This window comes from Pseudoalteromonas sp. SG43-6, from assembly GCF_014164365.1.
GTDB classification, from domain to species: domain Bacteria; phylum Pseudomonadota; class Gammaproteobacteria; order Enterobacterales; family Alteromonadaceae; genus Pseudoalteromonas; species Pseudoalteromonas rhizosphaerae.
The window spans coordinates 16,775-29,449 of sequence record NZ_JACJEZ010000012.1; the positions used below are offsets into that span (position 1 = coordinate 16,775).

General features: G+C 39.4%; 13 protein-coding genes. 7 read left to right on the forward strand and 6 right to left on the reverse strand.

Annotation, left to right across the window (positions count from 1 at the left end; translation table 11 throughout):
* Window positions 1-395: 395 nt before the first annotated feature.
* The 5 genes from H5201_RS07055 to H5201_RS07075 all read left to right on the forward strand — a co-directional run bounded on the left by H5201_RS07055 (window position 396) and on the right by H5201_RS07075 (window position 2,559).
* Window positions 396-722, forward strand: a complete 327-nt coding sequence (locus H5201_RS07055) for a hypothetical protein (RefSeq protein WP_149982583.1) — start codon at window positions 396-398, stop codon at window positions 720-722.
* 97 nt (window positions 723-819) lie between these two features.
* Window positions 820-1,140: a hypothetical protein gene (locus H5201_RS07060; RefSeq protein WP_182784085.1), complete on the forward strand. Its 321-nt coding sequence runs from the start codon at window positions 820-822 to the stop codon at window positions 1,138-1,140.
* Window positions 1,141-1,158: 18 nt separating this feature from the next.
* Entirely contained in the window at window positions 1,159-1,470 is a 312-nt protein-coding gene (locus tag H5201_RS07065; RefSeq protein ID WP_182717661.1) for a hypothetical protein, read from the forward strand.
* A gap of 111 nt (window positions 1,471-1,581) precedes the next feature.
* The gene (locus H5201_RS07070) at window positions 1,582-2,217 is read left to right on the forward strand and encodes a DUF4272 domain-containing protein (RefSeq protein ID WP_182717662.1); all 636 of its coding nucleotides are present in this window, start codon (window positions 1,582-1,584) and stop codon (window positions 2,215-2,217) included.
* Window positions 2,218-2,283: 66 nt separating this feature from the next.
* A complete protein-coding gene (locus H5201_RS07075) occupies window positions 2,284-2,559 on the forward strand; it encodes a DUF6881 domain-containing protein (protein ID WP_182740399.1) in 276 nt (91 codons plus the stop codon).
* A 474-nt stretch (window positions 2,560-3,033) separates the two neighbouring features.
* Here H5201_RS07075 and H5201_RS07080 read toward each other — a convergent pair whose 3' ends face one another.
* From H5201_RS07080 to H5201_RS07105, 6 genes are read right to left on the reverse strand one after another with little or no spacing between them, the layout of a single operon-like run.
* Window positions 3,034-3,912, reverse strand: coding sequence for a TraB/GumN family protein (locus H5201_RS07080; RefSeq protein WP_182717664.1), 879 nt, complete (start codon window positions 3,910-3,912; stop codon window positions 3,034-3,036).
* Window positions 3,913-3,958: 46 nt separating this feature from the next.
* Window positions 3,959-5,407 (reverse strand): sensor histidine kinase KdpD, encoded by a 1,449-nt coding sequence (locus H5201_RS07085; protein ID WP_182717665.1) that lies wholly within the window; start codon window positions 5,405-5,407, stop codon window positions 3,959-3,961.
* Window positions 5,388-6,062, reverse strand: coding sequence for a response regulator transcription factor (locus tag H5201_RS07090; protein WP_182767481.1), 675 nt, complete (start codon window positions 6,060-6,062; stop codon window positions 5,388-5,390). The genes H5201_RS07085 and H5201_RS07090 overlap by 20 nt, the downstream gene beginning before the upstream one ends.
* Window positions 6,063-6,118: 56 nt before the next feature.
* On the reverse strand, window positions 6,119-8,083 hold the full coding sequence (locus tag H5201_RS07095) for an LTA synthase family protein (RefSeq protein WP_182784086.1): 1,965 nt from the start codon (window positions 8,081-8,083) through the stop codon (window positions 6,119-6,121).
* A complete protein-coding gene (locus H5201_RS07100; protein WP_182717668.1) occupies window positions 8,074-8,448 on the reverse strand; it encodes a diacylglycerol kinase in 375 nt (124 codons plus the stop codon). The genes H5201_RS07095 and H5201_RS07100 overlap by 10 nt, the downstream gene beginning before the upstream one ends.
* Window positions 8,441-10,108 (reverse strand): phosphoethanolamine transferase, encoded by a 1,668-nt coding sequence (locus tag H5201_RS07105; RefSeq protein ID WP_182784088.1) that lies wholly within the window; start codon window positions 10,106-10,108, stop codon window positions 8,441-8,443. The genes H5201_RS07100 and H5201_RS07105 overlap by 8 nt, the downstream gene beginning before the upstream one ends.
* Before the next feature lie 566 nt (window positions 10,109-10,674).
* On the opposite strand from H5201_RS07105, the gene ilvG reads away from it, so the two are divergent.
* Window positions 10,675-12,324: an acetolactate synthase 2 catalytic subunit gene (gene ilvG, locus H5201_RS07110; protein WP_182784090.1), complete on the forward strand. Its 1,650-nt coding sequence runs from the start codon at window positions 10,675-10,677 to the stop codon at window positions 12,322-12,324.
* Window positions 12,321-12,563, forward strand: a complete 243-nt coding sequence (ilvM, locus tag H5201_RS07115) for an acetolactate synthase 2 small subunit (RefSeq protein ID WP_145238377.1) — start codon at window positions 12,321-12,323, stop codon at window positions 12,561-12,563. Before ilvG ends, ilvM begins: the two co-directional genes overlap by 4 nt.
* Window positions 12,564-12,675 lie beyond the last annotated feature (112 nt).

Sequence of the window (12,675 nt, forward strand, 5' to 3'; positions counted from 1 at the left end):
CGGTATATGAGAAGAGATTAAGACCCCATTTTAATATCAGAATGTTTTTTATTTAATGAGTAAAGTCAATCACTTGAGTATCGCATAGGCTTGTTAGCAAAGAGTTTAGTTGCAACTGATAATCTACACAGGGGCATGGTGCTGTAGCATAGCCAGTATCACATGAGGGGATTGTGAACATTTAAATGGCAAACGACAGGTAAATGTCAGTAATTCGAAAAATACGAATTTTCGGTCATTCACATTTTGAAATCAATTATGGTAATAGCGATCAAAGTAGAAAATCAGCAAACGATTGAATCAAAATAGCAACTCGGCTATGGTTGAGAAATAAATAAAAATAAAATTGCGTTATTCTACAAGTTCGTTAACTACTTGAAATAGGGTTATCCTGAATGAAAACTAATGTCGAAAATACAGAACAGCTGGCTACTGTAAATCAGAAAGTAGTTAAGGACGGGGAGGTTTTACCTTCAGTTCATTTAAAAGATGGGAGTCGGGTTCAGACAGGAACCGTGGCAACAATGTTATATAACATTAATCTTTATAATGCTGGCGAGCGAGAGCTAGTAGAGAAAGAGCTAGAACTTGCTGTGCCAACGCTTGTGAAAGTCGGCCTATTTGATCTTTTTCCCATTGAGGACTGGATTGCTGGCACTAATCCTGGCCGGCGTTTCGTCGGTGAATGTGCAAGAAACTATTTATCTCGATTAGGTAGCTAATAAGTGATTATTTGACACTGACTGCGTGACGTGGGCATGAAGATAATTACAATGAAAAATTTCGAACTGTTTATTAAAAGCTTCGCGTTAAGAGCCTATGAGCAATAAATTACGAAAATATAAAATGTCAGGATTTTTGCGGGCATCGGTATTACCAGACTACGACATCGATCCTAATGGGTATGCTGCATATAAAAATGCACAACTCATATTAGACTCATTCTGTGAGTTAAAAGATGAATCTGTATTTCTACCTTTTGGGGTATTTAGTCGAGTTTACAATTTTTTGGGCCAAGAACTAACGCTTGATCACGATTCGGATGCAGGCGATGTAACGTTTATCCCAAAAACTGATGTGCAATTAGAGGGCTTACTATCACTACTGATAACCGAACATGGCTACGAAGTCAGCCTTTAACAAGTTTAGGCTGTATATTTGAAATTTAAGTTTGCATGCCTGTTTGCTTTAATATTCAGCAGTAATGCGGTTTTGCATGCTGATGAATTAGATTTTTCTCAGTATAAAGGAAAAAGCTATGAAGTAGTTAAACGTGAGTTTTTAAACAGTGGTTGGCAGCTAGTGCCAAACCAAGAAGGTGAAACTTCCATCAGCGAACAATATCCTGAAGTGACATGTGGCTTAGGTAGTATGGCTATTTGTTCTGTTGGTTTCAAAAGTAAGCAAAACTCGGTTGCTTTCATAGTCGTAAAATCGCAAAGTGAATTAATTATTTCTGGTGAATATTGAGTTAGCCACTAATACATATGAGCTCAGCTATGGTTGATACATCAATGGCAATAAATTTAAAACGAGCAATTTTACAGGCTTGTTATATTTAGGGAAAATTAGGGAGAGGTTATGGATACTCAAGCAATTAAAAAAGAAAGCGAAACTATTGTTTCAAGTTTTGATGGGGAAATTTGTGATTGGCTTCCTGTCTATGATATCTCACAGATGAGATCAGATAGTGAGATCATAAATAGAGCACTGATTATGAATGCAATGATCAATATTGCATTCAACGCCCCAATTGACTTCATAAAAAACTATATCGATGAAAACCAACTAGCTGAACACTTGTCAGACGTTGAGAAAACTATTCTTACACAATCCCAAGAAAACATAAGTGAGCAAGATAAAATCAATTTACATTGGTATCTTGAGTCACTCTGGGCGTTGATTTGGGTTATGAATAAATTCGATGACCTCAGTTTTCCATACCCAATACCGGACGATATGATCGACTACTGCCCGGATCTACAGCAAGAAGAAGGCCCAGAAAAGTTTACGAAAGATATTAAAATCCGCTCGTTTGAAGAAATATATAAAATGAGAGATGTATATTATCGAGCTATGTGGAGTTGTAGGCATTACCAACTTAATAATGACCCCCATGATAATTTTAATATGAGCATAATCATGGAGCGCCGTCGAGCGCTAAGCTGGTGTCTTGATAAACAATTAGATTGGGATGATGTCCCTCAAGACACATAAAAAATATAGCAGGGTGATCACCCGAGGTCAGCTAGTTGGCGGGTGATGGCGCTATTGGAGATAAATATGAGATACATTGATGTCGAGTGGATACATGACCTTGAAGATGAGCCGTTTCGTCTCGTATCCGAAATTGGTGATGATAATTTTGAACTCCGCAAGCTTGAGTTTTGTCGTAATGGAAAGCTTGGATTTGCTTCGGGTGAAACCCACACCGAAAATACGATGCTCGGTATTGTTGAAGTGCCGCAACTAGAGGAGATAAACTCTGATGTTGAATTTCAGGGAATAAGTATCTCAAAACAAGAATTTGAGCAGCTATGGCAGAAATATGTACCATAGCTGCTTGAGGCATCAATAATATGCAAGAATATAAAGTGTCTCATAAACAGGGAAGCTCAAAGAAGCATATCGAGTTTTTTTCACCGCCAGAGTCTGCTGATTTTAGAGCTGCATGTGAATCTGCTTTTTCTAAGCATAGCTTCACTATCGAATTTGATGGAAATTATTTATGTGTAACACATTCAGATAAATCGTCACGGTTGTCAGATATAAGTATTTAGTCTGATGAGTGGGGAGTTATTTGGGGTGAGGCATCTCAATGGGGATCGGATGAAGAGAGCCATAGTGCAATAGAATTATTTGAAAAAATACTTGCAGAAAGTGGTGAGTTTATTGCTAAATAAATGCCATAACAGCGTTTTAAGTAAGAGTTTTTTGCAAAAGCTTGTCAAAAATTATAGCCGCTTTTGCATTGATACCTATAACCGCTTGGCTATTACTAGCCAAGCAGGTGAGTTGTCTTTTCGTGAGTAATTACAGGCGAGTTACTGTAAAACCTTGGTTTTTAAACTGCTTTAATAAACCGTGTTGTTCTGGCAAATGCAGGGCGCCTACGGCGATAAATAGTTTTTCTTTACCAATGCGAGGTGTGAGCTCTTTTATCCAATTATTGTTACGTTCAATCAGCATAACTTGTTCGCTGATCTCACCGTAGTTGCTGTCATCAAAGCTTTCATTGTAGTACTTAGTTAAGGTGGCCATATCGCCATTTTTCCATGCATTAACTAAGGTTATAAAGTAGGTTTCAACATCGGCAAGCTGTTCAAACGTTTCTTCAATCATTTCGTTACTTAACAACGATAGATTATTAAACATCTCCATTTGATATTCGAGCGTTTCTAATTCGCCAACCGGTATATTGTTCGCTTTTGTATAGGCAAGCACTTGTTTATCAATGCCATATTGATCAGAAAAACCAATATTTTGAAATTCCATTTGCAGCATAGTAACCATTACGGCCCATGGAGCTAGGTTATTAAACATCGCTATATCAATTGATTTGTTGCTGAAGTATTGCTGAAGCTTTTTATAGTTTTGCTCAGATAATTCGCTTTGTAGAGTATTACCGTTTTTTAGCATCATAAATGGCATAGAGCGGCGCTGCATTTCCATCGGGCTGATTGCACTAACATCGACTTCAACAATTACTTGATCGCTGGCATCAAGCGCGTCGGTTACTTTTTTAGGTAGCCCTTTCATAGTGGCATCACCGACATGCACAGTGCCAAACAAATATGATTTAACGCCATTTTTTTCTATTTGCCACAACCCAGGTTCACTGTGGCTAGCAAAACTAATACACAGTAAAAGGGATAAAATAAAGTAACTGCTAATACGCTGAGTGAGGTTCATAATTGTCCTTATTGGTTGGGTATATATCCATATTAAACCAATACGCTTAATTGGGTAACGTTAAAATTAATGCTAAGCGAGAGTTTGGCTTGTTTTTTGCGCTGATGGTAAAGTTATTGAGATTACATAAACTGTTAACTATCGCTAGCCCCAAGCCGTGGCGTTGGTTATTCGTTCGTGAGCTATCAAGCTGGTAAAGGGGATCAAAAATAGCCTCAAGTTGTTGTTCACTTAAAGGCTTAGCTAAAGCGTTGCATAGCGTGATTGTGGTGTGATATTTAGTTTGTTCGACCTGTAAGTTGATAGGTTGGGTGCTAAGCCCATAAAACAATGCGTTATCGAGCAAGTTAGATAAAATGGTATGCAGGCAAAATCGGTCAGCGGTGATCATCAGCTCAGTTGCAACATCTAGCTGTAAGCGCTGCTCAATATCGGCATGTTTAAACTGCAGTTCATTGCTTAATTGCGTAATAAAGTCACTTAAATTAACGCTTTCTAAATTGAGCTCTACAGCGCTACTACCAGCGCGTTGTAATAGCAGTAAGTTATTGACGATGGTTTTCATACGCTGTGATATAGCCAAAATGTCGCTGGTATATGTGGCGCTAATACGCTCATCATCAGGGTAACGCAGTGCCACTTCCGACAAGCTGATCAGCTCAGAAATTGGTGTTTTTAATTCATGTGCGATGTCGCTGGTTAGGCGTTTTTCATTTTGATAGAGCTGTTGATTGGTGGTAATAAATTTATTCAGCTCATTACGAATAGGTTCAATTTCCTCTACTTGAAAGTCGCTTTTGATAGTTTGTGAGGCGCCAGTGATATCGAGTAATTTTATTTGTTCATTTAAGTTGTTCAGTGGAAAGAGGCCACGGTTAACGATTCGAGTGACTAAATAACGTACTCCAAAAACTGCGATAATGCAGGTCAGAATAAAAACCACATCAATGATCAGTAATACTTTATTTAATGATGAAATAGGAGCGGCGATAGTTAAAACCATGGTCTTAAAATGACCGCTGCCGCGCGCTGCTTCATTTTCTTGCTGGGCAATGAAGTGGCTGATCATAGCGCGACCCTCTTCACCGTTAGGCAGAGTGTAATCAATAATTTTAAATTCGTTAATGGGGATAGCTAAATTGGGTAAATCAATATTTTGATATAGTTGCAATGAATCTGATTTTTCAAACGTCAGTTGTTCGTGCCATAGCTGATAAAATTCGCTGGCATTGGCCTGCTCATATTCAGACATAAACTCGCCAGCAAAATCAAATTCTAGTTTGCCATTATGATCTTTTACTAAGGTTTTTAAATAATTAGATTTATTAGTTAAAGATTGATTAAATTGATTTTCAACCCAAGAATCAACACTCAAATCGACGGTTAAAAAAATAGTAACCAGAATAATCGATAGTACGGCACTAATATTATTGACTAGTTTACGCTTGATAGAGTGACGTTTAGTTTTTGGCAGCTCAGTTTTGAGAGGCGACATAACCAAATCCACGTTTATTTTTAATTGGTAGTTCGCCGCCGAGCAGCCGTACTTTTTTGCGGATCGCTGAAATATGCGCTTCTAGCGCATTTTTTGACAGCATATCAAATTGGCCGACCACGGCTTCGCTGATCATCTCAAGGCCTAATACCCGTTCTTTGGCACTAAATAAGCACTCAATGATTTTATATTCGTTGCGAGTAAGGTTTATAGGCTGCTGCTGATAATGCAGTGTTTTTAAGCTCAAATCTAACACGCATTCTCCTACACTGAGTGTGTTTTGCTGGTTTTGTAATTGGCCTCGCCGAGACAGCGCCAGTACTCTGGCATGTAGTTCTTCAAACGAAAACGGTTTCGTTAGATAATCATCAGCACCTTTCATTAAGCCGTTTATTTTGTCTTGTGCTTCAGAGCGAGCAGATAAAATTAATACCCGAGTTTGACTCGAGCTGCTACGCAGTGCCTTGAGAATACTCATGCCATCAACACTTGGTAGCATTAAGTCGAGAATGATTAAATCATAGTCGCCACACAGTGCCATGCTTAAACCGTGTGAACCATCACCGGTACCGTCCACGGTAAAACCGAGATTATTAAGGCCTACATCTAGGCTGCGTCTAAGCGGTTCAGAATCTTCGATTACGAGTATCTTCATGATCTTAACTCAATTAAATAACATGTTCGCTTTGCTACTTTAGCAAGGCTTATAGATTAATGATACCAACTCTTTTGATAGGCTAAATTACCTAAATTGGCATGTGCCAGTGCTTTTTTCACCAATTGTGGGTCGTTGCTGGTGGGCACTAATTTATCTTGTGTGTATATATAAGTGGTTGCTGGTTTTTGTGGTTGTAAAATTACGACCTTATTACCTTGGCCACTATTACCGGTTATGTAGGCAAAGTTTTTATCGTATTGCATCATTGCGCGTTGTTTATTATCTGCGATTGGCTGCGTAAGATCGCGACCTATCATCGGATGTTCACCACTGGCTCCAATCAATGATAATAATGTCGTCGGAATATCAAGTTGGCTAGCCAACTGATGATCACGCTTGGCATTGATACCTTTACCAAAAATAACCGCAGGAATACGAAAGTGATCAATTGGTACTAAACTTGCCCCCGATACGCGCGAGTCATGATCAGCAATCACTATAAAGACGGTATCGTCCCAGTAACTTGATTGCTTTGCTTTTTCGATAAAGGTGCCTAGCGCATAATCGGCATATTTTGCTGCATTATTGCGAGTTTGTTTTTCATTATCGTAAAGTGCAATTTTATTATCAGGGAACTCATACGGGCTATGGTTAGAGCTGGAAAATACTAAGCTAAAAAATGGCTGCCCTTGCTGCTGCAACTTGGTGAGTTCTATATCTGCTTGGTTGTATAAGTCTTCATCCGATGCACCCCATGACCCATTAAAATCAATATTGGCAAAGTCATTACTATCTACAATGTGTTGAAAACCATTACCCAAAAAGAAGCTTTGCATATTATCAAAGTGGCTTTCACCACCGTAAATAAACTGGGTTTGGTAATCTTGTTTGCTTAAAAAGTCAGCAATGGTAAAAAAATCACGTTGCGATTTATCAAGCTTTACTACTGCGCGAGAAGGGGTGGGGGTAAATCCAGTAATAACCGCTTCTATACCGCGAACTGAGCGTGTGCCCGTGGCGTATAGATTATCAAACCCCCAACCTCGCTGATAAAGTTTATCTATATTAGGGGTTAAAGGTAAGCCGCCTAAAGTACCCACATAACGTGCTCCTAAACTTTCTTGCAAAATGATAACTAAGTTTTTGGGCTTCCCTTGATACGCCGCTTGATGAAAGGTTTTGGTTGGTGCGCTGGCATCGTTAAAAACAGCTTGCTCATTTTGCATACTCGCGCGTACTAAGGCTAATAATTCCTCTTCGGCCATGGTGCCATAAAAGTCTTGGCTTGATTTTTCATTACTGAGTTGTTTAATTGCAAAGGCTACGCTATACAACGAGTTAAGACTAAGATCATTAAGTAAATGATCAGTTGAGAATGCCACCATTGCAGGGTTTAACGGTCGATGACCTAGTGAGTTACGTGCACCTAGAACGGTTAAGCACAGTAAGCTAATCACCAATAAGGAGTGTTTTATGATTGGCAACTGACAGTGGCTACGCCATTGGCTGGTAAAAACTTTTGTAGCCAGTTTTACCCCAACGATCAAGAATAATAAAGTGGTGAATACCTCTATTTTATACCCCGCAAAAATCATGCGAGAGACTTCTTTTGGGTATATTAAGTATTCAATAAATAAGCGGTTTGGACGAAAATCATATTCACTAATAAAGGTCGCAGTGATCACTTCAAAGAAGATCAGCAACGCGGTCATTAGCAATAAATAGTATTTAATGATGCCACGAATAAGCTGCTGTTTAGAGACTAATGTGCTGATAATTATCAACAACAATGCCGGCATTAAAATATAACTTAAGGTAGCCGTATCAACGCGCAAGCCGCCAACAAAAATATTTAGCCAAGCATGAGAGCTAAATACTCGCTCACCTTGCCATACACTTAAGCTAAAACGAGCCAGGGTTAACATAGTTAGCGATAAACTAAAAAATGTTAGCAATACCCAATATGGACCGAGTCTATTTTGTAGTTGCGCAAGACTAAATTTATCAGTTATGCCCATAAAATAGCCCACCAAACCAGTGTGCTAATCATCATTGCTATAAATACACTGGCAGAGGCAATATCTTTAGCCAGCCCAGAGAGTTCATGATGTTCTGTACCAATACGATCAACCACCACTTCAATCGCGGTATTGACTAACTCGGCGAATAGTACAAACAGCAAGCTGGCAATTAAAATAAGTTTATCGCTGGTGGGAATATTCGCCAGCCACGCAAACACTCCAAGTAATAAAAATAGCGCGAGTTCTTGCTGAAATGCAGCTTCAAATCGCGTCATCCATTTTAAGCCATTGAAAGTATGGCGTAAGGTAAATAAAAGGCGTAGTAGTCCTTGGCGTTTGAGTACCGTTTTCGAATTATTCATTATTGTTTTTCACTTTTTTATTAATTGCTTTACAGTTACTTACTAAATCTAAAGACTGTTCATAGGCTTTACTTTTGATGCCTATTAGAGTGATTAATGTATGGAATATATTGTCGTGAGAAGCAGCTTGTTGTTGATCAACACTCTTTAAGCAACTTTCTGTAATACGTTGGTTGCCTTTGGCAGCCCACATATACATAGGGACATGGGTTTGGCCACTAGGAGCAAAGCTATACGGAAAGCCATGTAAGTAGGCGCCATTTTCGCCGAGCGACTCACCGTGATCTGAAATATATACAAAGGTTTTATCAATATTGTCAGGTAAGTTATTCAGTTCGGTTAACATTAATGAATTTACGTAGTCGCTATACGCTATGGTGTTGTCGTAAGTACTAACTAACTGCTCAGTGCTACAGTTTTGTATATCACTGCGGTCGCAGGTTGGTGTGAATTGCTTAAATTGATCTGGGTAGCGCTGAAAGTAAGTGGGTCCATGAGAGCCCATCATATGCAATACAATGACCGTATTAGCTTGGCTTAAATTAGCTAGTTTACGTTTAAGTGGTGCTAGTAACGCTTCGTCATAGCAATGCTGTTGTTCACAAAGTGCAGAGTTATCTACCTTGATGGTAATGTTGGTAACGCGATTACAGACATTTTTACAGCCACTGTTATTATCAACCCACAACACATCAGCGCCAGCGCTTTGAGCTATGTCGAGAATGTTTTGCTGGTTATCAGCTTCGTTACGTGAGAACTCAGCTTGGTTTTGTTGTGAGAACATACAAGGGACCGATACCGCTGTTGCGGTTCCACAGGACGCTACATTGTTCAGGTACGTTACTTTGAAAGGTCGAGTGAAACGGTTGGTATCGCGTGTATAGCCTTGGTAAGCAAAGTTTTCAGCACGTGCTGTTTCACCTACCACGATAACGGTTACTTGAGTGTGTTGTGATGCACTTAGTACTGGTGCTGGGTCTAAAATTTGAAATGGTTCGTCAGAGACCAGCCATTGATCGCGAATATATTTATAGCCACTGCTTAAATATTGGAATGGAATTAACTCTTTCTTTAATAATTGATTGTTACGTCCGGTAGCGGCATAGTCGGCATAAAAACTCAATACAATTACGGCGATTAAGGCAAAGCAGCCCAGTAGCAGTTTACAACGACTCACCAGCTCTTTGCTAACCAGACTAAAGCGAACCTTGGTTTTGATTAAAACCAATAGCGGCAGTAAGGCGAACAAACAAAAGAATATAATAAATTGCAAGTTAAGATAGCTTGCCGCTTCATGACCGTCAGTTTCAAAGGTGTTTTGAATCATAGAATAGTCAAATACCACTCCATAATTTAAAGTGCCGTAAAGAACGGCGCACGAGCTTAACAGTAATATGTAATTAATTGGTTTGAGTAGCCAGCGACTAGATAAGAATGAAAAGAAAATAATTAATAAGCACAGCAACAGTAACGGCACTGAGAGTAAAAATAACCACGAAAAAGAGGGCAATGTGGTGATTGCGTTAAATGCACCATGCATAAAAGGGATATTGATGATTAAGCAGTAATAACATGCTAATGCGATGATAAAAGTATTGGCGCTACAGGTAATGTAGAAGCGCTTTTTAAAACCTGTGCTGAGAAATTGGCTTACCAACATAAATTGAGAACTCAATAATAATAATTTAATACCTGCATGGTAGAGTCCAAGACTTAAGAAACACTTAAGGATAACTAGTCATTTCCTGAATGAGGTGATTTAAAAAGAATGAGTTATTGTGATTTCGTCAAAAATTAATCAAACCAGTAATTGGTTATAACGAGGTATGAAATATCAATAGCTTCATATATTAGGAAAATTAATCTATTTAGGCTTATATATTGGATTTTTATGCCTTTAAAATTGATTGGTGAGTGTTTTTTTAGATTGATTTTAAGGTTGACTTAGCACTCTCATCGCGGTACTAATATAAAAAGACAGCGGGGGAGTTGCAATTCCTTCGTAAATTAACAAATTTTGGTATTTATTACATGCTTACAAACGCACTAAACCTAGTCCTTATTAACGTCGTGGTGATTATTATTACCGCGGGGGCTACTTAGTGCTTTAAAAATACGTAAAGCATTATAAAAGCCCCCCGCACTTAACCAGTCGGGGGGCTTTTTAGTTTCAGGGTTTAGCAATAGTTAAGTATAGATATGTCACTGAGGAATGAGGATTATTTAATGACAGGCGCAGAGTTAACAATTGATTTATTAGCCAAACACGGCGTAAAAGAAGTATTTGGTTACCCTGGTGGGGCAATCATGCCAATTTACGATGCGCTGTATGGTGCGCCGGTTAAACATTATCTCACTCGTCATGAGCAAGGTGCAGGTTTTGCTGCTGTTGGTTTTGCTCGTAGCACGGGTAAACTTGGGGTGTGTTTTGCGACTTCAGGCCCTGGGGCTACTAACTTAATCACCGCGCTTGCTGATGCGATGATGGATTCAGTGCCATTACTTGCGATCACAGGCCAAGTACCAACTGCTGCCATTGGCTCTGATGCGTTTCAAGAGATTGATGTATTAGGTATGTCATTATCCTGCACTAAGCACAGTTATATGGTTGAACGTCCTGAAGATTTAGCCGAAATACTGCAAGAAGCCATGCATTTAGCGCAATCAGGTCGTCCAGGCCCTGTGTTAGTAGATATACCAAAAGATATTCAAATGGCGCAAGTGCCTTTTCATCCTTGGCTTGCGGCTGATGATTACTTACCGGTGTTAGATTTAAAGCAAGTGGCTATTGCTAACCAACTATTAAGCGAAGCCAAACGGCCTGTTGCCTATGTAGGCGGCGGTGTACAGGCGGCTGATGCGCAAGTACAACTAATGCAATTTTTAGAAAAAACCCAAATGCCTGCGGTTTCAACGCTAAAAGCATTGGGCAGTGTATTACCTGATTACGAATATAACTTAGGTATGTTGGGCATGCATGGCGGCCAAGCTGCAAATTTAGCGGTACAAGAGTGTGATGTTCTAGTATGCATCGGTGCGCGCTTTGATGACCGTGTAACAGGCAATTTAGGCAAGTTTGCGGCTAAAGCAAAAGTGATCCATTTAGATATAGATGCTGCTGAAATTGGTAAGCGTAAACCAGTTAAAGCATCATTAGTTGCTGATTTAAAAACCTCATTGCCGCAATTAGAGTGCTTTGTAACTGAACAAGCATGGCGTGATCATGCCAAAGAGATGATGATTGAACATGCATGGCGTTATGACTATCCGGGCGAAAAAGTATATGCCCCGTATTTATTAAGCCAACTAAGCCAGCGGATGCCAAGTACAGGCGTTGTGTGTTGTGATGTTGGTCAGCACCAAATGTGGGTGGCACAACATATGAAGTTTAGTCATCCAAGCAACCATTTAAGTAGTGGTGGCGCCGGCACTATGGGCTTTGGTTTACCTGCGGCCATTGGTGCGCAAGTCGCTCGACCAAATGATTTTGTGATCACTGTTTCTGGTGATGGTTCAATCATGATGAACATTCAAGAGTTAGCCACTATTCGTCGTAACAATTTACCGGTAAAAATATTAATTTTGGATAACCAACGTTTAGGTATGGTTCGTCAATGGCAAGAGTTATTTTTTGAAGGGCGTTATTCTGAAACTGATTTATCAGACAACCCTGATTTTGTGCAATTGGCTGCCGTATTTGGTATTGCTGGGCAAACGATCACCCACGCTAACCAAGTTGATGATGCAATTACAGCATTAGTGAATAGTAAAGGTCCTTATATAGTACATGCCTGTATCGACGATAAAGAAAATGTTTGGCCGCTAGTACCGCCGGGTGCCGCGAATGACGAAATGATGACGGAGAGTGGAAAATGAAACACAGTTTAACAGTCGCTTTAAAAAATCAAAGTATCGCCGTTGAGCGCTTTTTGCGTGTAGTTCGTCATCGTGGTTTTGATTTAACCCATTTTCAATTGAATATGGATGATGGTCATTACCATGTGGCTATGACGGTCGACAGTGATAAGCCAATTCACTTATTAACCACGCAGCTCAATAAGCTGGTGGACGTTAAGCAAGTAACGCTAGAAAATTTACAACAGCAAGCAATGTAGTTTGCTGTAAAAACTAAATCAACAGGGCTATTGGGTCTTTTCCCCTTAGCAATAAAAATTTAAGAATGAGGATGTCAGTTACATATTAAAAGTAACTGCAAACACTGAGGTA

What these genes read in the sequence shown, in the direction of transcription:
- H5201_RS07055 (WP_149982583.1), top strand. Translation starts at nt 396, where the DNA reads ATGAAAACTAATGTCGAAAATACAGAACAGCTGGCTACTGTAAATCAG.
- H5201_RS07060 (WP_182784085.1), top strand. Translation starts at nt 820, where the DNA reads ATGAGCAATAAATTACGAAAATATAAAATGTCAGGATTTTTGCGGGCA.
- H5201_RS07070 (WP_182717662.1), top strand. Translation starts at nt 1,582, where the DNA reads ATGGATACTCAAGCAATTAAAAAAGAAAGCGAAACTATTGTTTCAAGT.
- H5201_RS07075 (WP_182740399.1), top strand. Translation starts at nt 2,284, where the DNA reads ATGAGATACATTGATGTCGAGTGGATACATGACCTTGAAGATGAGCCG.
- H5201_RS07080 (WP_182717664.1), bottom strand. Translation starts at nt 3,912, where the DNA reads ATGAACCTCACTCAGCGTATTAGCAGTTACTTTATTTTATCCCTTTTA.
- H5201_RS07085 (WP_182717665.1), bottom strand. Translation starts at nt 5,407, where the DNA reads ATGTCGCCTCTCAAAACTGAGCTGCCAAAAACTAAACGTCACTCTATC.
- H5201_RS07090 (WP_182767481.1), bottom strand. Translation starts at nt 6,062, where the DNA reads ATGAAGATACTCGTAATCGAAGATTCTGAACCGCTTAGACGCAGCCTA.
- H5201_RS07095 (WP_182784086.1), bottom strand. Translation starts at nt 8,083, where the DNA reads ATGGGCATAACTGATAAATTTAGTCTTGCGCAACTACAAAATAGACTC.
- H5201_RS07100 (WP_182717668.1), bottom strand. Translation starts at nt 8,448, where the DNA reads ATGAATAATTCGAAAACGGTACTCAAACGCCAAGGACTACTACGCCTT.
- H5201_RS07105 (WP_182784088.1), bottom strand. Translation starts at nt 10,108, where the DNA reads ATGTTGGTAAGCCAATTTCTCAGCACAGGTTTTAAAAAGCGCTTCTAC.
- ilvG (WP_182784090.1), top strand. Translation starts at nt 10,675, where the DNA reads ATGACAGGCGCAGAGTTAACAATTGATTTATTAGCCAAACACGGCGTA.
- ilvM (WP_145238377.1), top strand. Translation starts at nt 12,321, where the DNA reads ATGAAACACAGTTTAACAGTCGCTTTAAAAAATCAAAGTATCGCCGTT.